This is a genomic window from Delftia sp. WY8 (assembly GCF_018437695.1).
Classification (GTDB): Bacteria; Pseudomonadota; Gammaproteobacteria; order Burkholderiales; family Burkholderiaceae_C; genus Comamonas; species Comamonas tsuruhatensis.
Genome location: NZ_CP049795.1, coordinates 6,277,622 through 6,300,844 on the forward strand (window position 1 = coordinate 6,277,622; position 23,223 = coordinate 6,300,844).

A 23,223-nucleotide genomic window follows, 5' to 3' on the forward strand; every position below is an offset into this window, starting at 1 on the left:
CATCTGCGGCTGCTTTGCACACCCCTCACCACCAACCCACATGGCAGAAACGAGCATCTCCAGCGACTGGGTCCGGCATTCGCAGCTGGGCGCAGGCCTGGAGCGTATCGAGGCCTACTTCGGCGGGCACGGCTATGCGCCCCACAGGCACGACACCTACGCGCTGGGCCTGACGCTGTCCGGCGTGCAAAGCTTTGCCTACCGCCGCAGCCAGCGGCACAGCCTGCCGGGCGGTGCCATGGTGCTGCACCCTGACGAATTGCATGACGGCCACGCGGGCACCGACGCGGGCTTTCGCTACCGCATGGTCTATGTGGAGCCGGCCCTGATCCAGCAGGTGCTGGGCGGCAGGCCCTTGCCTTTCGTCGAGGGAGGACTTTCGGCTGATCCCCGGCTCAAGGCTGCGCTGCTGCCCTTGCTGCAATGCCTGGACGAGGACCTTGAGCCGCTGGCACGCGACGATGCCCTCTACGACCTGGCGCTGGCCCTGGAGGCCGTGGCCGGTCGGCGCAAGCTCAGGCGTCTGCCGGACCTGGTGGCCGTGGAGCGTGCCCGCGCCTGCATCCATGATTCGCTGGAGCAGGGCGTAACCCTGGAGGCGCTGTCCCAGGCCAGCGACCTGGACCGCTGGCGGCTGTGCCGGGATTTCCGCGCGCTCTACGGCACCAGCCCCTACCGCTACCTGAGCATGCGCCGGCTGGACACCGTGCGGCGCCTGCTGCTGGCGGGGCAGCCCGTGGCCGAGGCTGCCCTGCAGGCCGGGTTCTTCGACCAGAGCCACATGGCACGCCAGTTCGCCATGGCCTATGGCGTGCCGCCCGCACGCTGGCTCAGGCGCCTGGGCGCGGCCTGAGCTGCACGATCGTGCAAGACCGCAGGGAAGGCGCTTCCTAGCATGGAGGCTTCACACGCTTTCATAAGGTCTGCCCATGACGTTCCCCGTTGAAAACCGCCCCTACAAGGCCATCAACTTCCCCGACAAATTCAGCCGCTTCACCGGCCAGTGGAGCCCCCGCGTCGTCGCCGAGATGAACGACTACCAGTTCAAGATCGTGCGCGTGCAGGGCGAGTTCATCTGGCACTCGCATGCCGAAACGGATGAAGCCTTCCTGGTGCTGGACGGCGAGCTGCGCATCGACTTCCGTGATGGCCATGTGCTGCTGCGCCAGGGCGAGCTCTACGTGGTCCCCAAAGGCACGGAGCACAAGCCCAGCGCCGAGCGGGAAGCCTGCCTCATGCTGATCGAGCCGCGCGGCGTGCTGAACACCGGGGAGGAAGGCGGCGAGAGGACGGCGTTGAACGATGTGTGGGTTTAGCGGGCTGGCGGTTGGCTGTCGCCGGGATGGCCGGCCAGCTAGAGAATGTCGCGCTCCCACTTCTGCGTTCCGTGCAGGCGGCGCGCCAGGCTGTCGATGCGCCACTGTCCCGCCTTGCGATGTACGGAGAAACGGTGTTCGTATGCCATGGACTCGTTGGCGCGAAGAACGATGAGTTCCATTCTCGATGCGGATTGCTGGGTCACCGACAGCAGCAGGTCTTGCGCGGAGTGGTGGGTGGGTGTGCCAAAAGAGCTGTGGGCGTAGGCGCGCGGCTTGGAGGTGCAGTACTTGGCCACGATGTCCAGTTGCTCTGCCCAGAACTCAGGCGCGGATGCGGATGCTGCGTGCCTGGCGGCGCCTTTGCGTTCCCAGGCTTCCATGGCCAGGATGTAGGCGCGAACCACTCGTTCAGGCGTCTGCGTTTCGGTGCCCGGTGGTGTCTCTGGCCAATCCTGAGCCTGCGGTGCTACAGGCGGCGGCGGCCTGGCGCTGCCAGACCTCTCCAGCAGTGCCATGACCTGCGTATGTCCCTTGGCCTGGGCCAGCGCCCAGGCGTTCTCCTGGCGGAAATCCAGCGGTGCGGGATCGGCACCTGCCTCCAGAAGCAAGGCCACCAGTTCCGTATGGCCGGCCTGCGCGGCGCTCATCAGTGCCGTGCGGCCCAGCTCGGGCGAGGCGATTTCGATGTCGGCATTGTGCGAGAGAAGCATTGCAGCGATGGCCGCATCGCCCAGGCTCGCCGCCCAGGCCAATGCCGTGCTTCCAAGCGCCTTGCATTGCAGGTTGAGCGATGCTCCGTGGCGCAGCAGGGCGGTCACGGCCTGCGGCTGCCGCTGGATGCTGGCCTCGATCAGTGCCGTCCTGCCGGTTCCCTTGTGGCGCCAATCTATGTCTGCGCCGCGGGCCAGCTGGGCATCGATTGCCGCGACATCACCGGCACTTGCGGCCTTGAAAAGGAGATGGGACATGGGGGATCGGCTTTCTGAAGTCAAAAGGCCAGGGCAGGGGCCGTGAAAAAGGGCGCCGCAGCGCCCTTTTATCTTATGCGGGCTGTTTCAGCCCAGTTCAGCTCAGCCCAGCAGCAGCGCGTCGTCTGCCAGCTTTTCGCCGCGCACCTTCTCGAACATTTGCAGCAGGTCGGGCACGTCCATGCGGGCGCGTTCCTCGCCGCTGACGTCGAGCACGACCTGGCCCTGGTGCAGCATCACCGTGCGCTCGCCCACGTCCAGCGCCTGGCGCATGCTGTGGGTGACCATCATGGTGGTGAGCTTGGCCTCGGAGACGATGCGCGCCGTCAGCTGCAGCACGAAGTCGGCCGTGCGCGGGTCGAGCGCAGCGGTGTGCTCGTCCAGCAGCAGGATGCGCGAAGGCTGCAGCGCCGCCATCAGCAGGCTCACGGCCTGGCGCTGACCGCCAGAGAGCAGGCCGATGCGGTCGGTCAGGCGGTTTTCCAGGCCCAGGCCCAGGATGGACAGGCGTTCGCGGAAGTTGTCGCGCATCTCGGCCTTGACGGCGCGGCTCAGGCGGCGGAAGGTGCCGCGGCGCTGGGCCAGGGCCATGTTTTCCTCGATGGTCAGGTCCTCGCAGGTGCCCGCCATGGGGTCCTGGAAGACGCGGGCCACGCGTTCGGAACGTGCCCACACGGGCAGGCGCGTCATGTCCTGGCCGGCGATCTCGATGCGGCCCTTGTCCACGGACAGGTCGCCCGAGACGGCGTTCAGGAAGGTGGACTTGCCGGCGCCGTTGGAGCCGATGACGGTGACGAACTGGCCGTCGGGAATGTCCAGCGACATGCCGCGCAGCGCCCGCGTTTCGATGGGCGTGCCGGGGTTGAAGGTGATTTCGAGTTGTTGTGCGCTCAGCATGAGTGCAATCTCCGGTATTTCTTCGTTCAGTCGCTCAAGGCGTGGTGCTTGAACTGACGCGGTCCAAACTCAGGGACGCCGAGCAAGGGCCGCCCCGCAGCGATGGCGTCGTTCCCCTCCCTCGCGCAGCGAGTAGAGAGGGGGAAGCGGCATAGCCGCTCAGGGGGTGTCATTTCCTTTGCGCAAATTTGCGCTTCAGTTGGGGGATCACCAGGGCGACGGTCACCAGCAGCGCGGTGACAAGGTTCAGATCCTGGGCCTTGAGGCCGATGAAATCGCTGTTGAGGGCCGCTGCAATGAAGAAGCGGTACACGATGGCGCCCACCACCACGGCCAGCGTGGCCCAGACGATGCGGCGCGAAGGCAGGATGGACTCGCCCACGATCACGGCAGCCAGGCCGATGACGATGGTGCCGATGCCCATGGAAATGTCCGAGCCGCCCTGGGTCTGCACGAACAGCGCGCCGGCCAGGCCGACCAGGCCGTTGGAGATCGCCATGCCCAGCAGGATCATGGCGCCGGTGTTCACGCCCTGCGAGCGTGCCATGCGGGCGTTGGAGCCCGTGGCGCGGATGGCCAGGCCCCGCTCGGTGGCGAAGAACCAGTCCAGGCCCAGCTTGGCCAGCACGACGATGACGAACAGGATCAGCGGGCGCATCACATAGTCGGCCACGCTGTCGGGCTGCAGCAGGGTGAACAGCGTGGTCTCGTTGATCAGCGGCACGTTGGGGCCGCCCATGATGCGCAGGTTGACTGAGTACAGCCCGATCATCATCAGGATGGAGGCCAGCAGGTCCATGATCTTCAGGCGCACATTGAGCCAGCCCGTGATCAGGCCCGCGACGGCGCCAGCGGCCGTGCCGGCCAGCGTGGCCAGCCAGGGATTGGTGCCCGTGGAAATCAGGATGGCGCAGACGGCGCCGCCCAGCGGAAAGCTGCCGTCCACCGTGAGGTCGGGAAAGCGCAGCAGTCTGAACGAGATGAAGACGCCCAGCGCCACCAGGCTGAAGATCAGGCCGATCTCGACGGCACCGAGCAATGAAAAGAGGGACATAGGAAGAGCGACAGGCGCGTGGGAACGGAAAACGACTTAAAAAAAGGGCAGGGCCATGTTGCCATGGCGCCTGCCACCGTGGGTGCACTGCCCGGGTTGGTCCCGGGCAGGCAAACCCCGGGTATTACTTGATCACCTGGGCGGCCGACTTGACCAGTGCGTCGGACAGCTTGACGCCCTGCTTCTCGGCGGCGCCCGGATTCACGAACAGCTCCATCTTGGTGCTGACTTCGGTCTTGAGGTCGCCGGGCTTCTCGCCCTTGAGGATGCGCACCACCATGCGGCCGGTCTGCTCGCCCAGATCGCGGTAGTTGATGCCCAGGGCAGCCACGGCGCCGCGCTTGACGGAGTCGGTGTCCGAGGCCACCAGCGGGATCTTGGCGTCCTGGCCGACCTTGACCAGCGACTCGTAGGCCGAGACCACGTTGTTGTCGGTGTTGGTATAGATCACATCGACCTTGCCGACCAGGCTGCGCGCAGCGCTGCTGACGTCCACGGAGCGGGGAGCGGCGGCTTCCACCAGGGTCATGCCCAGCTTGGGCAGCAGGGTCTTGAGTTCCTTGACGACCACGGCGGAGTTGGCCTCGCCGGGGTTGTAGACCATGCCCACGCGCTTGGCGTTGGGCACGACCTGCTTGACCAGCTCCATCTGCTTGTCCAGGGCCAGCAGGTCGGACACGCCGGTCACGTTGTTCTTGGAAGGCTCCCAGCTGGGCACCAGCTTGGCGGCCACGGGGTCGGTCACGGCGGAGAACACCACGGGCACGGTCTTGGTGGCGGCGACCACGGCCTGGGCCGAGGGCGTGGCGATGGCGACGATGGCATCAGGCTTGTCGCCCACGAACTTTCGAGCGATCTGCGCGGCCGTGCCGGTGTTGCCCTGGGCACTCTGGTACTGCCACTTGAGGTTCTTGCCGGCTTCGTAGCCTGCTTCCTTGAGCGCGGCCTGCACGCCGTCGCGCACGGCGTCGAGTGCAGGATGCTCGACGATGGCGGTCACTGCGACCGACTTCTCGTCAGCGGCGTGGGCGCCGCCCGCAATGGCGGAAATTGCCAGGGCCAGCGCGCCCAGGGGCGCCCAAGACAAGTGCTTCATACGTGTATCTCCAACGTGCTTGTGGTTGTTCCTGTTTGCTCAGCAGAAGGCCGCACAGGACGGTCGCGGCGCTTCGCGGCAAAGTCTACTGCAGCCGCCCTGTACGCCTTGGCGTTTGGACGACCCGGTTTTCACCTATAGGTTTGTATCTAAAAATTGGCATGAAATCTGCGGGGAATGCCCTAGGTGCAACTTTTTCATGCGTCTTGGACAGGTTTGGCGATGCAGGTTTGCGTCTTCAAGGGCCTGTTTTTGGCTTTGCCGTGCATTTTTATTGCGTGCGATGGCATTTCGGATGGCCTTCTATGCTTTCTGCACCGATGTTGCTTTGACGAGGCTCAAAGAAAAAGCCTGCACAAGCAGGCTTGGGCAGGCTTCAGAGAAGGGCCGGTGTGGCGCGCGGATCACATGCCCGCGTAGTTCGGCCCTCCGCCGCCTTCGGGCGTGACCCAGACGATGTTCTGCGTGGGGTCCTTGATGTCGCAGGTCTTGCAGTGCACGCAGTTCTGGGCGTTGATCTGCAGGCGCTTGCCGCCCTGGGCCGTGTCGTCCACGAACTCGTAGACGCCGGCTGGGCAGTAGCGCTGCTCGGGGCCTGCGTACTTGGCCAGGTTGATGGCCACGGGCACCGAGGCGTCCTTGAGCGTCAGGTGGGCGGGCTGGTCTTCGGCGTGGTTGGTGTTGCTGATGAAGACGCTGGACAGGCGGTCGAAGGTCAGCTTGCCATCGGGCTTGGGGTAGTCGATGGGCTTGCACTCGGCCGCCGGCTTCAGGTAGGCGTGGTCGGGCTTGTCGCGGTGCAGCGTCCAGGGGATGTTGCCCTTGAGCACGAACTGCTCGATGCCGTTCATCAGCGTGGCCGTGGTCAGGCCCTTCTTGAACCAGGCCTTGAAGTTGCGCGACTTGTTCAGCTCTTCGTACAGCCAGCTGTTCTCGAAGGCCTCTACATAGGCGCCCAGCTCGTCGCCCTGGCGGCCCGCGACGATGGCGTCATAGGCGGCCTCGGCGGCCAGCATGCCGGTCTTGATGGCGGCATGGCTGCCCTTGATGCGGCTGACGTTCAGGAAACCTGCGTCGCAGCCCACGAGCGCGCCGCCCGGGAACACGAACTTGGGCAGGGACAGCAGGCCGCCGGCCGTGATGGCGCGCGCGCCGTAGCCCAGGCGCTTGGCCGGCTTGATGCCCTTGGACTCGTCGCCTTCCAGGTAGTAGCGGATGTTGGGATGGGTCTTCCAGCGCTGGAATTCCTCGAAGGGGCTCAGGTAGGGGTTGGCATAGTCCAGGCCCGTGATGAAGCCCAGCGTGACCTTGTTGTCGTCCAGGTGGTAGAGGAAGGCGCCGCCGTAGGTCTTGCTGTCCATGGGCCAGCCGGCCGTGTGCATCACGAAGCCGGGCTTGTGGCGTGCCGGGTCGATTTCCCACAGCTCCTTGATGCCCAGGCCGTAGCTTTGCGGGTCCTTGCCGGCGTCCAGCTGGTACTTGGCGATGATCTGCTTGCCCAGATGGCCGCGTGAGCCTTCGGCAAAGATCGTGTACTTGGCGTGCAGCTCCATGCCCAGCTGGAACTCGCCCGTGGGCTCGCCGTCCTTGCCGATGCCCATGTTGCCGGTGGCCACGCCCTTGACCGAACCGTCCTCGTTGTAGAGCACCTCGGCGGCAGCAAAGCCCGGGAAGATTTCAACGCCCAGTGCCTCGGCCTGCTCGCCCAGCCACTTGACCACGTAGCCCAGGCGAACGATGTAGTTGCCATGGTTCTGGAAACAGGCCGGCAGCAGGAAGTTGGGCGTGCGCAGGGCGGATTTCTCGCCCAGGAAGACCATGGCGTCATCGGTGACGGGCTGGGTCAGGGGCGCGCCCTTTTCCTTCCAGTCAGGGATCAGCTCGGTCAGCGCACGCGGGTCCATGATGGCGCCCGACAGGATGTGGGCACCGGGTTCCGACCCCTTTTCCAGCACGACGACGGAGACATCCTGGCCTTTTTCGGCCGCCAGCTGCTTGAGGCGGATGGCCGTGGCCAGCCCGCCGGGGCCGCCGCCGACCACCACCACGTCGTATTCCATGGCTTCGCGCGGCCCGTACTGGGCCAGGATTTCTTCGTTCGTCATCGGGGTGTCTCGCTTGGATATTGAAAAACAGGATGGTCGGCAGACCGAACGTTTGTTCGGTTGCAGCGCAAAAGCCGCAATGCGGTGGATTCTATGACGTGCTTGGACCCTGCCGTTGCTGATAGGTGACAGCGCGGGAATCCGCCCTGCTGCACAGTGACCGGGGGCTGCGGGGCATGGTGCCTTGCGGTGGCGCTACAACAAGGAGACTGCAGGCATGCGCATAGAGATTCCAGAATATAAAAAATGGGTTCACGAGATGCGATTCAAAGTGCGCTGGGGCGACATGGACGCCATGGGCCATGTCAACAACGCCATGTACTTCCGCTATCTGGAGACTGCACGCATCGACTGGATGGTTGAAGCGGGCATGGCGCCTACGCCGGGCGGGCAGGGGCCGGTCATCGTCAATGCTTTTTGCAACTTCCACCAGCAACTGGCCTATCCCGACGAAGTACTGCTCAAGATGTACGTCAGCGACCCCGGCCGCACCACCTTCGAGACCTGGGGAACCATGGAACGCGTCTCCGAACCCGGCGTGATCTGCGCGGCCGGTGGCGGCACCGTCATCTGGGTGGACTTTCCCAGGCAGAAGGCCGTCGAGCTGCCGGGCTGGGTGCGGGAGATGGTGGGCGGCACGGCTGGCCCAGGTTGACTCAGGCTCGCCCGCTGTACCAGCCGACGTGTAGCCAGCAATGGCTGGCGGGGCTGGCCCGGTCCGGACGAACAAGCCCTTTGATGCAGGGTGCGCTGGGGTTTTTGTTCTGCCGCATTGCAGATCCATCGCAGCCCTGGGTAGCCCGGCGTGGCGGCCGGGCGCGACTTACGCAGCGGCCAACCGCTCCTTTGCCAGCCGCGTGCCTGCTGCCAGCGCTTGCAGCTTGCGCCACGCCACGTCGCGGCCCATGGGTGCGAGGCCGCAGTTCGTGCAGGGGAACAGCCGCTCCTTCGGCACGAACTCCAGCGCCCGGCCGATGGTGTCGGCCACCTCTTCGGGGGTCTCGACCACGTCGCTGGCCACGTCGATCACGCCGACCATCACGTCCTTGCCGGCCAGCAGCCTCATCAGGTCGGGCGGCACGTGGGAGTGGATGCACTCCAGGCTCACCTGGTCGATGCGGCTCTTGGCCAGCGCGGGGAACACCGTCTCGTACTGGCGCCATTCATCGCCCAGGGTGCTTTTCCAGTCCGTATTGGCCTTGATCCCGTAGCCGTAGCAGATATGCACGGCCGTCGTGCAGGTCAGGCCCTGCGCCGCACGTTCCAGCGCCTGCACGCCCCAGTCGGCGGCGTCCTTCATGTAGACGTTGAAGGCGGGCTCGTCGAACTGGATGATGTCCACGCCGTCGGCCTGCAGCGCCAGGGCCTCCTGGTTGAGCAGCTCGGCGAAGGCGAAGGCCATCTTCACCCTGTCGCCATAGAAGCGGTCCGCCACGGTGTCGACGATGGTCATGGGGCCGGGCAGCGTGAACTTCAGCTTCTTCCTGGTGTGCGCGCGTGCCAGTTGCGCCTCGAAGGCATGCACGCGTCCCTTCAGGCGCAGGGCCGACACCACCTGCGGCACCATCGCGTCGTAGCGGTTGTCGCGTATGCCCATCTTCACCTTGTTCTCGAAGTCGATGCCCTCGACCTGCTCCAGGAAGCCGTGCACGAAGTGCTGGCGCGACTGCTCGCCGTCGCACACGATGTCCAGGCCTGCGTCTTCCTGGGCCTTGATCCACAGCAGGGTTGCATCGGCCTTGGCCTGGCGAAGCGCATCGCCTTCGGCCTTCCACTGGGGCCAGAGCTTGTTGGTTTCAGCCAGCCAGGCGGGCTTGGGCAGGCTGCCGGCGATCGAGGTTTCGAACATCTGGGAATTCCTTCAAATCAAACAGGGGTATGGCGGGCGTGCTCCGGGACGGTTTTCCCGGCCCGCCACGGATTGGGTGCCATGGCAGGCATGGCGGCGGGTGGCTACAGGGCGAAATCGGCAGCCCATTGCTCAAGCACATTCTTGTACGGCTTGATGAAGTGCTGCTCTGCAAACTTGCCCTGCTTGACAGCCAACTGGCTGCGCTCTTCCCGGTCATAGACAATCTGCGTCGACGAGTAATCGTGATTCTTCAGGCTGGGTTGATAGAGCATCCCGGCTGCAGAATTCGCGTTGTAGATTTCGGGGCGATAAATCTTCTGGAAGGTCTCCATGGTGCTGATCGTGCCGATCAGCTCGATATTCGTATAGTCGTTCAGCAGGTCGCCGTGAAAGTAGAAGGCCAGTGGCGCAACGCCATTTGGAGGCATGAAGAAGCGAACCTGCATTCCCATCTTCTCGAAATACCGGTCGGTCGAGGAGAACTCGCTCTGCCGATACTCGATGCCCAGTATGGGGTGCCGGTTTCCGGTGCGCTGGTAGGTCTTGCTGGTGGACACGCTGATACAGATGACGGGCGGCTTGTCGAAGTGCTGCCTGTAGGTGCCTGAACTGGAAAATTGCCTGAACAGCTTTCCATGCAAGTCGCCAAAATCATCGGGGGTGCCGAATTCGGAGCGGTTGGCGTTGTACTGCGCAAGCACAACGCTGAAATCGTAGTCGCGCACGTAGGAGGAGAAATTGTTCCCTGCGATGCCGTCTATGCGCTTGTGGTTCTTCTTGTCGAGGATGCTGGTCTTCAATATCTCGATCAACGGAAACGCACCAAGGCCGTTTCTGGCGCCAATTCCCATTTCGACCGAGATGATCTCGAGCTCCACCGAGTAGCGATCTCCCGTGGGATTGTCCCAGTGGGCCAGGTCGTTGAAGCGGTTGTCAATCATCCTCAGCGTGTTGCGCAGGTTCTGCTGCCGGCAATCGCCACGGGCCAGATTGGCAAAGTTGGTGGTAATTCGCGTGCTGTCCGATGGTTGATAGTCTTCATCGAAACGAATGCGCTTGAGATGGAAGCTGAGTTCTTGGTTCATTGTGATCTGCGACCTGATTCATGCCCTTGCCGAAAACTGCGGGCAAGCAATAGGTGCGGATGTTATGGACGGCAATCGATGAAGTAAAGTGGTCTTATTTCATGAAACCATGAGCTTGGTTCATCAAAAGCCGGCAGGCTGGAGCGCATCCCGCTCAGCGCGGTGGAGCCAGTCGGTATCCGGGCCAGTTCCGACCGCGCCGCGGTCTTCAGGCTGACTGGCGCAGCACCAGCTTGGGCCTGGCCAACAACTGCTGGCGGGGCTGGCCCGGATGGGCCATGCGTGCCAGCAGCAAGGTGGCAGCCTGTTCGCCAAGCTCGGCGGGGCGCACGTCCACCGTGCTCAGGGGGGGATGGGAATGCGCGGCATCGAACACGTTGTCGAAGCCCATGAGCGCGAAGTCTTTGCCTGCGCGCAGTCCGTTTTCGTCCAGGGCAGACAGTGCGCCAAAGGCCACCAGATCGTTGTAGCAGATGGCCGCCTTGATGGCTGGCTGCGCGGCCAGCAGGCTGCGCATGGCGTCATGCCCTCCCGTGCGCGTGGGGCTGGCGGAGAAAACCAGATCTTCATCGAAAGCCAGGCCCGCATCGGCAAAGGCGGCCCTGCAGCCGCTCAGGCGCTGCTCCAGCATCAGGCCGTCCAGCCCTCCCAGAAAACCGATGCGGCGATGCCCGGCCGCCAGCAGGTGGCGCGTGGCCGCCATCACGCCATGGGCGTTGTCGGCGCCCGCGAAGTCGTAGCTTCCCTCGCCCAGCGTGCGGATCATGACCACCAGGGGAATGCCCCATGACTGCAGGTCCTGCGCCAGCGAGGCCGGCGTGTCCAGCGCCGGGCACAGCGCAATGCCGGCCGCGTTGTGCTCGCGCATGGTGGTCAGCACTTTTTGCTGGCGCTCCAGGCTTTCGCTGGTGTGGGCCATGAGCGTGATGAAGCCGGCATCGGCCAGCCTGCGCTCCAGCCCCGCCAGCACCTCGGCAAAGAAGGGGTTCATCAGGTCGTTGATCACGACACCGACCATGTTGGACGACTGGCGCCGCAGCTCTCCGGCGCGGCGGTTGTAGACGTAGCCGAGCTGCGCTGCCGCTGCACGCACGCGCTCCGATGTCTCGGCCGGAATCAGGGGGCTGCCCTTGAGCACCAGCGACACCGTTGATTTGGAGACCTGGGCCGCAGCCGCCACGTCAAGGATGGTCACGGCGCGCACGGAAGGGGGCTTGTTCATCATGGTTCGGTGTTTTCCCTGGGTCGGCGCGATTGTGCTTGATCTTCTTTTGGAACGTTCCAATAATCAATTAGAACGTTCCAATAGAAATCATCAATACAGGGAGGGAGACCATGAGCGAGGTCGGTTGGGGATTGATAGGGGCCAGCACCATTGCTGCCGATCACATGATCGGTGCCATCCGCGCGCAGCGCGGGCACACGGTGGCGGCGGTCGCCAGCCGCAGTGCAAAGCGCGCGGCGCAGTTTGCTGCCGAACAGGGCATTGCCCGCGCCTACGACTCGGTGCCCGCCCTGCTGGCCGACCCGTCAGTCCAGGTGGTCTACGTCAGCTCCGACAACGAATTGCGCCACGCCCAGGTCCTTGCTGCGGCAGCGGCCGGCAGACATGTCCTGTGCGAGAAGCCATTGGCGCTGACCGTGCAGCAGGCGCTGGACATGGTGAGGGCATGCCGGGCCGCAGGCGTGGTGCTGGGCACCAACCACCACCTGCGCAACGCGGCAACGCACCGCAGGATGCGCGAGCTGGTGCGCGATGGCGCCGTGGGCCAGCCGCTGTTTGCGCGCATCTTCCACGCCATCGAACTGCCGCCCTCTGTGCAGGGCTGGCGGCTGGAGCGGCCCGAGGCCGGTGGCGTGATCCTCGACATCGGCGTGCATGACGTGGATGCGCTGCGCTTCATCCTGGGGGCTGAGCCGGTGGAGGCGGTGGCGCTGGAGCAGCAAGGACCGCTGTCCCGCAACGGCGTGGCGGACGGCGTGATGGCCGTGCTGCGGCTGGACAACGGCGTGCTGGCGCAACTGCATGCGGCATTCACCGTGGCGCATGCGGGAACCGGCATCGAGATCCATGGCACCTCGGGCTCGCTCATCGGGCGCGATGTGATGACGCAGCGGCCGGGCGGCGAGGTGCTGCTGCGCAATGGGGCCGGCGAGCAGGCCATTGCCGTGGAGCACCACGGTCTCTACGCGCATGGGGTGGCCGCGTTCTGCGCCGCGCTGCGTGGCGAAGGCCTGCCTGCCGCCACCGGCGAGGATGGCGCGCGCTCGCTGGCGGCGGCGGTGGCCATGGCCCAGGCCTGCCGCACGGGCCGGGCCGTGCCCATAGCCAATCCCCTTGCACGGGAACGGGGGGCGGCCGCATGAGCAAGCACATCACCGCCGCACAGGCTGCAGCCTTGCTGCGCGATGGCGACATCGTCAGCGTGAGCTCGTCCAGCGGGCTGGGCTGCCCCGACAAGGTGCTGGCCGCCATTGGCGAGCGCTTCGAACGCGAGGGTGCTCCGCGCAACCTGACCACGCTGCACCCGATTGCGGCCGGCGATATGTACGGCATCAAGGGAATGGACCATCTGGCCCGGCCCGGGCTGCTGTCGCGTGTCCTGGCCGGCTCGTATCCCAGCGGCCCGTCCTCGCTGCCCATGCCTGCGATCTGGCGCATGGTGGTGGACAACCAGATCCAGGCCTACAACATCCCCAGCGGCATCCTGTTCGACATGCACCGCGAGGCCGCTGCGCGGCGCCCGGGCGTGCTGACCCAGGCGGGCATGGGCACCTTTGTCGATCCCGCACAGCAGGGCTGCGCGATGAACGAGCCGGCCAGCCGCCATCCGGTAGTGCGCCTGCAGCATTTCGACGGGCGCGACTGGCTGTTCTTTCCCGCTATGGCGCCCGACGTGACCGTCCTGCGCGCCACCACGGCCGATGAGCGCGGCAACCTGGGCTATGAGCACGAAGGCGCGCTGCTGGGTGCGCTGGAGCAGGCGATGGCCGCACGCAACAACGGCGGCATCGTCATCGCCCAGGTCAAGCGCATCGTCAGGGCCGGCCACCTGAGGCCGCACGATGTCCACGTCCCCTGCCATCTGGTGGACCATGTGGTGGTCGATGCCGATCAGTGGCAGACCACGCAGACGGTGTATGACCCGGCCATCAGCGGAGAGGTTGCGCAACCGCTGTCCGGCTTCGAGCCCCAGGCCTGGGGGCCCGAGAAGGTGATTGCGCGCCGCGCCGCCATGGAACTGGCGCACGGGCATGCCGCCAACCTGGGCTTTGGCATTGCGGCCAATGTGCCGCGCATCCTGCTCGAAGAGGGCCTGCATGGCGAGGTGACCTGGGTGATAGAGCAGGGCGCCGTCGGCGGCATGCCGCTGCTGGGCTTTGCCTTTGGCTGCGCGGCCAATGCCGATGCCATCGTGGCCTCGCCCCAGCAGTTCACCTATTTCCAGGGCGGGGGCTTCGATGTGACGCTGCTGTCCTTCCTGCAGGTGGATGGCGATGGCAGCGTCAATGTCTCGCGGCTGGGGGCCAGGCCCTATCTGACGGCCGGCTGCGGCGGCTTTGTGGATATCACGGCCCATGCGCGGCGCATCGTCTTCTGCGGACTTTTCACGGCCGGCGCCAGGCTGCGCGTGGGAGACGGGCGGCTGGACATCCTCGAGAAGGGCGGCACGCGCAAGTTCGTCGGCACGGCCGAGCACATCAGCTTCAGCGGCCTGGTCGGGCGCCAGCGCGGGCAGCGGGTGCGCTATGTGACCGAGCGCTGCGTCATCGACCTCGAAGACCAGGGCCTGGTCGTGCGCGAGATCGCGCCCGGCGTGGACCTGCAGCGCGATGTGCTGGAGCAGGCCGGCATGGCGCTGCAGGTGGCGCCCGACCTGCGGCGAATGGATGAGCGCCTGTTCCACGATGCGCCCTTTGGCCTGGCCCTGCAGGCCCGGGAGGTCCGCCGTGGCTGAGACCCTGGTTCAACTGGTGCGCCAGGGCCCCGTGGCCCAGGTCACGATAGACCGGCCCGCACGGCTGAACGCGCTGACCCCCTGCATGCTCGACGCACTGGAGCACATTGCGCGCGAGATCGAGGCCGATGGCGCCATCCGTGCCGTGGTGCTGACCGGCCGTGGCGACAGGGCCTTTTGCGCGGGCGCCGACATCCATGCCTGGGCCGCGCTGCAGCCGCTGGACATGTGGCGGCAGTGGGTGCGCCGCGGCCACCAGGTGTTCGACGGGTGGGCGCGGCTGCGCCAGCCCGTGATTGCGGCGCTCAACGGCCATGCGTTCGGCGGCGGGCTGGAGCTGGCCATCACCAGCGATGTGCGCATCGCCGTCGATACGGCCCAGTTCGCGCTGCCAGAGGCATCGATCGCCACCTGTCCCGGCTGGTCCGGCTCGCAGCGGCTGGTGCGGCTGATCGGCCCCGGCCACGCGAAGTACCTGGCCCTGGGCGGCGTGCGGCTGTCCGCCGATCAGGCGCTGGCCTGCGGGCTGGTGCATGAACGTGTGCCGGCCAGCGAACTGGGCCTGCGCGCTGCTGCGTTGGCCCACGACATGGCAGGCCAGGCGCCCGTGGCACTGCAGCTGACCAAGCAACTGATCAATGCCGCCGCCGGCGAAGACGCACCCGCCGCACTGGAAGCCATGGCCGCAGCCCTGGCCGCGAGCACGGCCGATGCAGCCGAAGGCCTGCTCAGCTTCAAGGAAAAGCGCGTGCCGCGCTACCTGGGCCGCTGAATCTGCGTCGACCTGCCGACCTGCCGACCTGCCGATTCGCCGTCCCGCCCTTGCCCCCTGAACCACCGAAGGAGACCGCCACCATGACTGCCGCGAACCCGCCTCCAGCCCATGCACCTGCAGTGAATGCAGGGGCCATGGCCGGCCTCATCCACAGGCCCCCGTTCCATGGCCGGCTGCTCATCGATGGCGCCTGGGCCGATGCGGCCGACGGCGCGACGCTGGAACGCCGCTCCCCGGCCCACGGCACCGTGGCCAGCATCCATGCGCGGGCCGGGCGGGCCGATGCCGCGCGTGCCATTGCCGCAGCACGCCGCGCTGCGGACCACGGGCCCTGGCCCCGCATGAAGGGTGCGCAGCGCGCCAGCGTGCTGCGTGCCGTGGCCGAACGCCTGCTGGACCGCAGGCAGGAATTGGCGCGTATGGAGACGCTGGAGACCGGCAAGCCGCTGGCCCAGTCGCTGGACGAGGTGGGCGCGGCAGCCGACCTGTGGCACTACGCCGCCGCACTGGCGCGCAACCTGCATGGCGACAGCTATGACACGCTGGGCGAGCAGACGCTGGGTGTGGTGCTGCGCGAGCCGCTGGGCGTGGTCGGCATCGTCACGCCCTGGAACTTTCCCCTGCTCATCGTCAGCCAGAAGCTGCCCTTTGCGCTGGCCGCCGGCTGCACCGCCGTGGTCAAGCCGGCCGAGGAAACATCGGCCACCACGCTGATGCTGGGCGAGATCCTCATGAACGCCGGCCTGCCGCCCGGTGCCGTCAACATCCTGCCAGGCGGCGGTGGCGCTGTCGGCGAGGTCCTGGCCGCGCACCCGGACATCGACATGCTGTCCTTCACGGGCTCCACGGAAACAGGCCGGAAGGTGGCCGCAGCTTCGGCGCAGACGCTCAAGAAGCTGTCCCTGGAGCTGGGCGGCAAGAATCCCCAGATCGTCTTTGCCGACTGCGACTTCGAGGCGGCCGTCGATGCCACGGTGCTGGGCATGCACTTCAATGCCGGCCAGTGCTGCAACAGCGGCAGCCGCGTGCTGGTGCAGGCGGCCATCGCCGAGCGCTTCGTGGCCGCCGTGGCCGAGCGCGCTCGGCAGGTGCGCGTGGGCGATCCGCTGGACCAGGGCGTGCAGGTGGGCGCCATCACCACGCAGCGCCAGCTGGACGCCATCCTCACCCACATCGAGGCCGCGTGCCAGGCCGGCGCCCGCGTGGTGCTGGGCGGCGGCCGCATGGCGCGCCCGGGCCTGTATGTGGAGCCCACGGTGCTGGCCGGCGTGACGCCGGACATGGCCATTGCCAGGCAGGAGGTCTTCGGGCCCGTGCTCGCGGTGCTGGTCTTCGAGGACCTGGACGATGCGATCGACCTGGCCAACGCCACGCTCTACGGCCTGTCGGCCGCCGTCTGGAGCCGTGACTTCAGCACCTGCCTGGCGGCGGCGCGGCGCATCAAGGCCGGCACGGTCTGGGTCAATACCTTCCTCGAAGGCCATGCCGAGCTGCCTTTCGGCGGCTACCGCCAAAGCGGCCTGGGCCGAGAGCTGGGCCGCCGTGCCGCCGAGGACTACACCCAGGCCAAGACCCTGCACATGCACCTGGGGGCGCGCAGCCACTGGTATCTGCCCATCCACGAAGGAGACACGGCATGAAGCGGCCACTGACTGCCATGGCGCTGGCCATGGCCCTTGCCACACCGCCGGCCGCCATGGCCGGGCAGAGCGTCGAGGTCCTGCACTGGTGGACCGCTGGCGGCGAGGCCGCGGCGCTGAACCTGCTCAAGAGCGGGCTGGAAAAGCAGGGCGTGCGCTGGAACGACATGCCCGTGGCCGGTGGCGGCGGCGAGGCGGCCATGACGGCGGTGCGCGCCCGCGTGACCTCGGGCAACCCGCCCACGGCGGTGCAGATGCTGGGCTTCGACATCCTGGACTGGGGCGGCCAGGGCGTGGTCGCCGACCTGGATGCCCTGGCCGCGCGCGAGGGCTGGGACAAGAGCGTGCCGCAGGAGGTGCAGAAATTCTCGCGCTACCAGGGCCGCTGGATCGCGGCGCCGGTCAACATCCATTCGACCAACTGGCTGTGGGCCAACCGGCAGGTGCTGGCCCAGGCGGGCGTGACGGCCGAGCCAGCGAGCTTTGACGAATTCATCGCGGCGGCGCGCAAGGTGCGCCAGGCCGGCTTCATCGCCATCGCCCATGGCGGCCAGCCCTGGCAGGAGGCCATCGTGTTCGACAGCGTGGCCCTGTCCACGGGCGGCGCCGACTACTACCGCAAGGCCTTCATCGAGCGCGATCCGGCCACCATCCGGTCGGCGACCACGCGCAAGGTATTCCAGCGCATGGCGCAGATCCGCAGCCTGGTGGACAAGGATTTTTCGGGGCGCGACTGGAACGTGGCCTCGGGCATGGTCATCGCCGGCAAGGCGGGCTTCCAGATCATGGGTGACTGGGCCAAGGGCGAGTTCCTCAACGCCGGCAAGCATCCCGGAAAGGACTTTGCCTGCTACCGCTTCCCGGGCACCCAGGGCATGGTGGCCTTCAGTTCCGACCAGTTCGTGATGTTCAGGCTGTCCGACGCGGGCAAGGCGGCCGCTCAGCGCAAGCTGGCGGCCGCCATCATGGAGCCGGCCTTTCAGTCGACGTTCAATGTCGTCAAGGGTGCGGCGCCTGCGCGCCTGGACGTGGCGGATACGGCCTTCGACGAATGCGGCAAAAAGGCCATCCGCGACGTGGCCGAGGCCGATGGCCGGCGCAGCATGCTGGGCTCCATTGCGCTGGGCCATGCGACGGCCGCATCGGCCAAGAACGCCATCTATGACGTGGTCACGCGCCACTTCAACGGCCAGATCGACGATGCCAGGGCCATGGCCGAGCTGGCCTCGGCCCTGGCCGACTGATGGAGGGCCCTGCCATGAAGGCCGGCTGGCTCCCCAGGCTGCTGCTCAGCCCCAGCGTGCTGCTCACGCTGGTGTGCGTGTACGGATGCATTCTGTTCACGGTCTATCTGTCGTTCACGGCATCGACCCTGCTGCCGCGCCATGAATGGGCCGGCACCGCTGCCTACACGCGGCTGCTGGGGCTGGAGAACTGGAAGATCTCGGCGAACAACCTCGCGGTGTTCGCCAGCCTCTACATCGCCATTGCCATGGCGCTGGGCCTGGTACTGGCCATCCTGATCGACCAGAAGATCCGCGCCGAGGCCGTGCTGCGCTCCATCTTCCTGTACCCCATGGCCCTGTCCTTCATCGTCACGGGAACGGCGTGGAAATGGCTGCTCGACCCCGGCGTGGGCCTGGAAAAATCCATGCACCTGCTGGGCTGGCAGGGTTTTGCGTTCGGCTGGATCAAGGACGGCGACATGGCCATCTACTGCGTGGTCATCGCCGCCGTGTGGCAGACCAGCGGCTTTGCCATGGCCCTGTTCCTGGCGGGCCTGCGCGGGGTGGACTCCGAGCAGATCCATGCGGCGCGGCTCGATGGCGCGCGCACCTGGCAGGTCTACTGGCGCATCGTCCTGCCGCAATTGGGGCCGGTTTTCGTATCGGCCTTCGTGATCCTGGCGCACATGGCCATCAAGTCCTATGACCTGGTGATTGCGCTGACCAATGGCGGGCCCGGCCGCTCGACCTGGCTGCCCTCGGTGTTCATGTACCAGTACTCGTTCACCCGCAACGAGATGGCCGTGGGCGCGGCCAGCTCGGTGCTGATGCTGCTGGCCGTGGGCGCCATCGTCCTGCCCTATCTCTGGGGCGCCATGCGCAGCGCAGGAGGTCGCCATGACTGAGCTGCGCACACCCTGGTCCTTGACACGGCGGCTTCAGCCCTGGCGCGTGCTGCTGTATGCGGCGCTGGTCCTGCTGGCGGCGGTCTTCCTGCTGCCGGTCTATGTGATGCTGGCCAATTCGTTCAAGCCGCTCGACGAGATCCGCAGCGGCCACCTGCTGGCGCTGCCCGGACAGTGGACGCTGGCGCCCTGGCGCAGCGCCTGGAGCACGGCGCAGATCGGCGTGCAGGCCACGGGGCTGCGGCCGTTCTTCCTCAATTCCTTCCTGGTGGCCGTGCCATCCGTGCTGCTGTCCACGGCCCTGGGCGCGCTCAACGGCTGCATCCTGACCCAGTTCCGTTTCCGGGGGGCGGACCTGCTGTTCGGCGCCATCTTGCTGTCGGTCTTCATTCCATTCCAGATCGTGCTGATCCCCATGGCCAAGATGCTGGGGGCGCTGGGCCTGGCGGGCAGCCTCAAGGGCCTGGTCTTCGTCAACACGGTGTACGGCATAGGCTTCACCACGCTGTTCTTTCGCAACTACTACGCGGCCTTCCCGGCCGAGCTGGTGCGCTCGGCGCGCATGGATGGCGCGGGGTTCTTCGGGCTGCTGTGGCGCGTGCTGCTGCCCAACAGCCTGCCCATCGTCGTGGTGGCCGCGATATGGCAGTTCACCAGCATCTGGAACGAGTTCCTGTTCGGCGCCTCGTTCAGCGATTTCAGCTCCTACCCGCTGACCGTGGCGCTGAACAACCTGGTCAACAGCAGCACCGGTGTCAAGGAATACAACGTCCACTTCGCGGGGGCGTTCATCGCGGCCTTGCCGACGCTGGCCGTGTACCTGGTGTCGGGCCGATTCTTCGTGCGCGGGCTGATGGCCGGTGCCGTCAAAGGCTGATGCCCAGCATCTTGCAGTGAGGCATTCCATGGCATTCCTTGATCTCGACCGTATCCACAAGCGCTTCGGCGCGGCCAGCATCCTGCAGGACATCAGCATTGCCGTGCAGGAGGGCGAATTCCTGGTCCTCGTCGGCCCGTCGGGCTGTGGCAAGAGCACGCTGATGAACATCATCGCGGGCCTGGAGCCGCCCAGCGGCGGCCGCCTGGCGCTGGGCGGCCGCGACATCACCCACGCGGCGCCGGCCGAGCGCGACATCTCCATGGTGTTCCAGTCGTATGCGCTGTACCCCAACATGACCGTGGCGGGCAACATCGGCTTTCCGCTGGAGATGCGCAAGGTGGACAAGTCGCGGCGCCTTGCGCGGGTGCAGGAGGTGTCCAGGCTGCTGCAGATAGAGCACCTGCTGGGGCGCAAGCCGCGCCAGCTGTCGGGCGGCCAGCGCCAGCGCGTTGCCATAGGGCGGGCGCTGGCGCGCGAGCCGCAGCTCTACCTGTTCGACGAGCCGCTGTCCAACCTCGATGCCCAGCTGCGCGTGGACATGCGCGCCGAGATCAAGAAGCTGCATCAGCGCCTGGGCGCCACCATCATCTATGTCACGCACGACCAGATCGAGGCCATGACCCTGGCCACGCGCATCGCCGTCATGAAGGGCGGGGTGCTGCAGCAGCTGGGCACGCCGCAGCAGGTCTACAACCGGCCGGCCAACACCTTTGTGGCGGGCTTCATGGGGTCGCCGCGCATGAACCTGCTGCCTGCGCGCGTGGTTGAGGGGGCGGGTGAGGGGCAGGGCGGTCCCTTCCTCGATATCGGCGGCCAGTCCCTGCCCCTGCCGCAGCCGCTGGCCACAGCGCTGCAGGGCCATGCGGGCCGCGAAGTCATTGCCGGCATACGTGCCGAGGCCGTGGGCCTGGCGCCCGAAGGCGTGCCGGCCGCCCCCGGCCAGGGCCTGGCCGAGGCCCGCGTCGAACTGCTGGAGCCCACCGGATCGGACACGCTGGCCCTGCTGAAGCTCGGTGGCCATGCGTTCACCGCGCGGCTGCCGCCCGATGCGCCGTTGCGCGCCGGGGACAGGGCACGCCTGCTGATCGACCTGTCTCGGCTGGTCTGCTTCGATGCCGCCACCCGGGCGCTGATCGCATGACCGCCATGGCGCACAACGGGCTGGACTGCGATGTGCTCATCATCGGCTCGGGCGTGGGCGGCTCGGCCGTGGCCCTGCAACTGGCGGACAGCGGTGCGAGCGTATGGGTGCTGGAGCGCGGCCCGGTGCTGCCGCGCGAGGCGCAGAACTGGGACATCGAGGCCGTCTTCGCCGAAAGACGCTACCAGACCGACGAGGTCTGGTACGCCAGCGGGCGGGCGTTTCGGCCCGGCATGTTCTATTTCGTGGGCGGGCACACCAAGTTCTACGGCACGGCCATGCTGCGCTTTCGGCAGCGCGATTTCGAGGCGGTGGAGCATGAGGAGGGTATCTCGCCCGCCTGGCCGCTGCGCTATGCCGATCTCGAACCCTGGTATGCCCTGGCCGAGCAGCTGTTCGGCGTGCGCGGCCAGGGCGGCGCCGACCCCACGGAGCCGCCGCGCAGCACGGCCTATGCCCATCCCCCGGTGCCGCACGAGCCGCTGCTTTCGCGCATCGAGCAGCGCTTGCGTGCCCAGGGCCTGCGGCCGTTTCCCATGCCCTGCGCCATCGACCTGGGACCGGGCGGGCACTGCCGGCGCTGCGCCAATTGCGACGCCGTGCCCTGCATGGTGGGGGCCAAGGGCGATGCCGAAACCTGCCTGCTGCGGCCGGCGCTGGCGCACCGCAATGTGCGGCTGCACACCGGCGTGCACGTTCAGCGCCTGCTCACCGATGCGGGCGGGCGGCGCGTCGTCGCGGCGGAGGTGGTGGACCGCGGCGTGGCGCGCCGCATCACGGCGGGGCTGTTCGTGCTCAGTGCCGGCGCCATCAACTCGGCGGCCCTGCTGCTGCGCTCGGCCAATGCGCGGCATCCGCGCGGCCTGGCCAATGGCAGCGACGTGGTGGGCCGCCACTACATGACGCACAACACCACGGCCCTGATGGCATGGCACCCGTTCAGGCGCAACCGCACGCGCTTTCCCAAGACGCTGGCGCTGCACGACTTCTATTTTGGCGACGGCGCGGGCGGCCCGCCGCTGGGCAGCCTGCAACTGCTGGGAAAGATCCGCGAGCCCATGCTGCGTGCCGCCCTGCCGGGCACCCCGAGGTGGCTGCGCAGCGCGCTGGCCGAGCGCAGTGTGGACTGGTACGCGCAAAGCGAGGACCTGCCCCACCCCAGCAGCCGCGTCACGCTGCGCGCAGACGGAGCCATCGACCTGCACTGGCACCGCACCAACCTGCGCGCCCACCAGCGTTGGGTGGCGCGCTGCGCCCAGATACTGCGCGGCACCGGCTACCCGCTGGTGCTGTCGCGCGGCTTCGGCACCGAGGTGGTGTCGCACCAGTGCGGAACGGTGCGCCTTGGGAGTGATCCGGCCACCTCGGCGCTGGACCCGCAGTGCAAGGCCTGGGAGCTGGACAACCTGTATGTGGTCGATGCGGGATTCTTCCCGTCCTCGGCCGCAGTCAACCCCGCGCTGACCGTGGCGGCCCAGGCCCTGCGCGTGGGCAGTCACCTGCGTCACCACCTTCAGGAGCTGCTGCCATGAATCCGCAATCGACGGCACGGCGCCCCGTGGCCCTGGTCACCGGCGGCAGCCAGGGCATAGGCGCCGCCATTGCGCTGCAACTGGCGCACGACGGCTTTGACGTGGCCATCACCACGCTGCAGGACGACGGCGCCAGTGACGGCGCCAGCGTCGCGCAGATCCAGGCCTGCGGCGCGCGTGCGCTGCGTGTGCGCGGCGACCTGGCCGACGTGCACGACCACGCTCGTGTGCTCGATGCGGTCTGCGCCTGGGGCGGTGTGCCGTCCTGCCTGGTCAACAACGCAGGCATGGGATCGCCGCGCCGCGGCGATCTGCTGGACATCCGCGCCGAGGACTTCGACCGGGTGATGGCCACCAACCTGCGCGGCAGCTTCTTTTTCACGCAGGCCGTGGCGCAGCGCATGCTGGCTGTGCCTTCGGGCGCTGCGCGGTCCATCGTCACCGTGTCCTCGGTCAGCGGCGAGATGGCGTCGGTGGAGCGCGGCGAGTATTGCCTGTCCAAGGCCGGCCTGGGCATGCTGACGCGCCTGTTCGCGCTGCGCCTGGCGGCGCACGGCATTGGCGTGTTCGAGCTGCGCCCCGGCATCGTCCGCACGGCCATGACGGCGGGTGCTGCCGATCGGTACGACGGCCTGATCGCTGCGGGCCTTGTGCCCATGGGCCGCTGGGGCCGGCCCGAGGACGTGGCGCAGGCCGCCAGCGCGCTGGCCAGCGGCAGGCTGGCGTTTGCGACGGGGTCGGTGCTGCATGTGGATGGCGCGCTCTCCATCGCGCGGCTGTGAGGAGGAT

21 protein-coding genes are annotated in these 23,223 nt (G+C 67.0%); 13 read left to right on the forward strand and 8 right to left on the reverse strand.

Features of this window, described 5'->3' with window-relative positions:
* Positions 1-40: 40 nt before the first annotated feature.
* Both G4D77_RS28670 and G4D77_RS28675 read left to right on the forward strand, forming a co-directional pair.
* The gene (locus G4D77_RS28670) at positions 41-853 is read left to right on the forward strand and encodes an AraC family transcriptional regulator (protein WP_154834102.1); all 813 of its coding nucleotides are present in this window, start codon (positions 41-43) and stop codon (positions 851-853) included.
* 76 nt (positions 854-929) lie between these two features.
* On the forward strand, positions 930-1,316 hold the full coding sequence (locus G4D77_RS28675) for a cupin domain-containing protein (RefSeq protein WP_154834104.1): 387 nt from the start codon (positions 930-932) through the stop codon (positions 1,314-1,316).
* A gap of 38 nt (positions 1,317-1,354) precedes the next feature.
* Here G4D77_RS28675 and G4D77_RS28680 read toward each other — a convergent pair whose 3' ends face one another.
* The 5 genes from G4D77_RS28680 to G4D77_RS28700 all read right to left on the reverse strand — a co-directional run bounded on the left by G4D77_RS28680 (position 1,355) and on the right by G4D77_RS28700 (position 7,439).
* Positions 1,355-2,287, reverse strand: coding sequence for an ankyrin repeat domain-containing protein (locus tag G4D77_RS28680; protein ID WP_154834106.1), 933 nt, complete (start codon positions 2,285-2,287; stop codon positions 1,355-1,357).
* Between the two features lie 102 nt (positions 2,288-2,389).
* Positions 2,390-3,184 (reverse strand): ABC transporter ATP-binding protein, encoded by a 795-nt coding sequence (locus tag G4D77_RS28685; RefSeq protein WP_016446316.1) that lies wholly within the window; start codon positions 3,182-3,184, stop codon positions 2,390-2,392.
* Between the two features lie 169 nt (positions 3,185-3,353).
* On the reverse strand, positions 3,354-4,238 hold the full coding sequence (locus tag G4D77_RS28690; protein ID WP_016446315.1) for an ABC transporter permease: 885 nt from the start codon (positions 4,236-4,238) through the stop codon (positions 3,354-3,356).
* A 124-nt stretch (positions 4,239-4,362) separates the two neighbouring features.
* Positions 4,363-5,334, reverse strand: a complete 972-nt coding sequence (locus tag G4D77_RS28695) for an ABC transporter substrate-binding protein (RefSeq protein ID WP_016446314.1) — start codon at positions 5,332-5,334, stop codon at positions 4,363-4,365.
* A 404-nt stretch (positions 5,335-5,738) separates the two neighbouring features.
* A complete protein-coding gene (locus G4D77_RS28700) occupies positions 5,739-7,439 on the reverse strand; it encodes an electron transfer flavoprotein-ubiquinone oxidoreductase (RefSeq protein ID WP_034394846.1) in 1,701 nt (566 codons plus the stop codon).
* 217 nt (positions 7,440-7,656) lie between these two features.
* Here G4D77_RS28700 and G4D77_RS28705 point away from each other — a divergent pair, with 217 nt between their 5' ends.
* A complete protein-coding gene (locus tag G4D77_RS28705; RefSeq protein ID WP_016446312.1) occupies positions 7,657-8,094 on the forward strand; it encodes an acyl-CoA thioesterase in 438 nt (145 codons plus the stop codon).
* A 168-nt stretch (positions 8,095-8,262) separates the two neighbouring features.
* On the opposite strand, the gene G4D77_RS28710 is transcribed toward G4D77_RS28705, so the two are convergent.
* From G4D77_RS28710 to G4D77_RS28720, 3 genes are all read right to left on the reverse strand, one after another.
* Positions 8,263-9,288 (reverse strand): methionine synthase, encoded by a 1,026-nt coding sequence (locus tag G4D77_RS28710; RefSeq protein WP_016446311.1) that lies wholly within the window; start codon positions 9,286-9,288, stop codon positions 8,263-8,265.
* Positions 9,289-9,392: 104 nt separating this feature from the next.
* A complete protein-coding gene (locus G4D77_RS28715) occupies positions 9,393-10,376 on the reverse strand; it encodes a DUF1852 domain-containing protein (protein WP_034366714.1) in 984 nt (327 codons plus the stop codon).
* Between the two features lie 208 nt (positions 10,377-10,584).
* On the reverse strand, positions 10,585-11,601 hold the full coding sequence (locus tag G4D77_RS28720; protein ID WP_016446309.1) for a LacI family DNA-binding transcriptional regulator: 1,017 nt from the start codon (positions 11,599-11,601) through the stop codon (positions 10,585-10,587).
* A 110-nt stretch (positions 11,602-11,711) separates the two neighbouring features.
* On the opposite strand from G4D77_RS28720, the gene G4D77_RS28725 reads away from it, so the two are divergent.
* From G4D77_RS28725 to G4D77_RS28770, 10 genes are all read left to right on the forward strand, one after another.
* Positions 11,712-12,743, forward strand: a complete 1,032-nt coding sequence (locus G4D77_RS28725) for a Gfo/Idh/MocA family protein (protein WP_154834110.1) — start codon at positions 11,712-11,714, stop codon at positions 12,741-12,743.
* Positions 12,740-14,335, forward strand: a complete 1,596-nt coding sequence (locus G4D77_RS28730; RefSeq protein WP_154834112.1) for an acyl CoA:acetate/3-ketoacid CoA transferase — start codon at positions 12,740-12,742, stop codon at positions 14,333-14,335. Before G4D77_RS28725 ends, G4D77_RS28730 begins: the two co-directional genes overlap by 4 nt.
* Positions 14,328-15,107 carry an enoyl-CoA hydratase/isomerase family protein gene (locus tag G4D77_RS28735; RefSeq protein WP_154834113.1) on the forward strand — a complete coding sequence of 260 codons (780 nt, stop codon included), beginning with the start codon at positions 14,328-14,330 and terminating at the stop codon, positions 15,105-15,107. Before G4D77_RS28730 ends, G4D77_RS28735 begins: the two co-directional genes overlap by 8 nt.
* Positions 15,108-15,190: 83 nt before the next feature.
* Positions 15,191-16,750 carry an aldehyde dehydrogenase family protein gene (locus tag G4D77_RS28740; RefSeq protein ID WP_154834115.1) on the forward strand — a complete coding sequence of 520 codons (1,560 nt, stop codon included), beginning with the start codon at positions 15,191-15,193 and terminating at the stop codon, positions 16,748-16,750.
* Positions 16,747-17,994: an ABC transporter substrate-binding protein gene (locus G4D77_RS28745; protein WP_154834117.1), complete on the forward strand. Its 1,248-nt coding sequence runs from the start codon at positions 16,747-16,749 to the stop codon at positions 17,992-17,994. Before G4D77_RS28740 ends, G4D77_RS28745 begins: the two co-directional genes overlap by 4 nt.
* 14 nt (positions 17,995-18,008) lie before the next feature.
* A complete protein-coding gene (locus G4D77_RS28750) occupies positions 18,009-18,881 on the forward strand; it encodes a carbohydrate ABC transporter permease (protein WP_082001472.1) in 873 nt (290 codons plus the stop codon).
* A complete protein-coding gene (locus G4D77_RS28755; protein ID WP_047216922.1) occupies positions 18,874-19,758 on the forward strand; it encodes a carbohydrate ABC transporter permease in 885 nt (294 codons plus the stop codon). The genes G4D77_RS28750 and G4D77_RS28755 overlap by 8 nt, the downstream gene beginning before the upstream one ends.
* Positions 19,759-19,786: 28 nt before the next feature.
* Entirely contained in the window at positions 19,787-20,902 is a 1,116-nt protein-coding gene (locus tag G4D77_RS28760) for an ABC transporter ATP-binding protein (protein ID WP_154834119.1), read from the forward strand.
* Positions 20,899-22,434, forward strand: coding sequence for a GMC family oxidoreductase (locus G4D77_RS28765; protein ID WP_154834121.1), 1,536 nt, complete (start codon positions 20,899-20,901; stop codon positions 22,432-22,434). Before G4D77_RS28760 ends, G4D77_RS28765 begins: the two co-directional genes overlap by 4 nt.
* The gene (locus tag G4D77_RS28770) at positions 22,431-23,216 is read left to right on the forward strand and encodes a 3-ketoacyl-ACP reductase (RefSeq protein ID WP_154834123.1); all 786 of its coding nucleotides are present in this window, start codon (positions 22,431-22,433) and stop codon (positions 23,214-23,216) included. Before G4D77_RS28765 ends, G4D77_RS28770 begins: the two co-directional genes overlap by 4 nt.
* Positions 23,217-23,223 lie beyond the last annotated feature (7 nt).

Coding starts and splice junctions, on each gene's coding strand:
- G4D77_RS28670 (WP_154834102.1), top strand. CDS start 41: ATGGCAGAAACGAGCATCTCCAGCGACTGGGTCCGGCATTCGCAGCTG.
- G4D77_RS28675 (WP_154834104.1), top strand. CDS start 930: ATGACGTTCCCCGTTGAAAACCGCCCCTACAAGGCCATCAACTTCCCC.
- G4D77_RS28680 (WP_154834106.1), bottom strand. CDS start 2,287: ATGTCCCATCTCCTTTTCAAGGCCGCAAGTGCCGGTGATGTCGCGGCA.
- G4D77_RS28685 (WP_016446316.1), bottom strand. CDS start 3,184: ATGCTGAGCGCACAACAACTCGAAATCACCTTCAACCCCGGCACGCCC.
- G4D77_RS28690 (WP_016446315.1), bottom strand. CDS start 4,238: ATGTCCCTCTTTTCATTGCTCGGTGCCGTCGAGATCGGCCTGATCTTC.
- G4D77_RS28695 (WP_016446314.1), bottom strand. CDS start 5,334: ATGAAGCACTTGTCTTGGGCGCCCCTGGGCGCGCTGGCCCTGGCAATT.
- G4D77_RS28700 (WP_034394846.1), bottom strand. CDS start 7,439: ATGACGAACGAAGAAATCCTGGCCCAGTACGGGCCGCGCGAAGCCATG.
- G4D77_RS28705 (WP_016446312.1), top strand. CDS start 7,657: ATGCGCATAGAGATTCCAGAATATAAAAAATGGGTTCACGAGATGCGA.
- G4D77_RS28710 (WP_016446311.1), bottom strand. CDS start 9,288: ATGTTCGAAACCTCGATCGCCGGCAGCCTGCCCAAGCCCGCCTGGCTG.
- G4D77_RS28715 (WP_034366714.1), bottom strand. CDS start 10,376: ATGAACCAAGAACTCAGCTTCCATCTCAAGCGCATTCGTTTCGATGAA.
- G4D77_RS28720 (WP_016446309.1), bottom strand. CDS start 11,601: ATGATGAACAAGCCCCCTTCCGTGCGCGCCGTGACCATCCTTGACGTG.
- G4D77_RS28725 (WP_154834110.1), top strand. CDS start 11,712: ATGAGCGAGGTCGGTTGGGGATTGATAGGGGCCAGCACCATTGCTGCC.
- G4D77_RS28730 (WP_154834112.1), top strand. CDS start 12,740: ATGAGCAAGCACATCACCGCCGCACAGGCTGCAGCCTTGCTGCGCGAT.
- G4D77_RS28740 (WP_154834115.1), top strand. CDS start 15,191: ATGACTGCCGCGAACCCGCCTCCAGCCCATGCACCTGCAGTGAATGCA.
- G4D77_RS28745 (WP_154834117.1), top strand. CDS start 16,747: ATGAAGCGGCCACTGACTGCCATGGCGCTGGCCATGGCCCTTGCCACA.
- G4D77_RS28750 (WP_082001472.1), top strand. CDS start 18,009: ATGAAGGCCGGCTGGCTCCCCAGGCTGCTGCTCAGCCCCAGCGTGCTG.
- G4D77_RS28755 (WP_047216922.1), top strand. CDS start 18,874: ATGACTGAGCTGCGCACACCCTGGTCCTTGACACGGCGGCTTCAGCCC.
- G4D77_RS28760 (WP_154834119.1), top strand. CDS start 19,787: ATGGCATTCCTTGATCTCGACCGTATCCACAAGCGCTTCGGCGCGGCC.
- G4D77_RS28765 (WP_154834121.1), top strand. CDS start 20,899: ATGACCGCCATGGCGCACAACGGGCTGGACTGCGATGTGCTCATCATC.
- G4D77_RS28770 (WP_154834123.1), top strand. CDS start 22,431: ATGAATCCGCAATCGACGGCACGGCGCCCCGTGGCCCTGGTCACCGGC.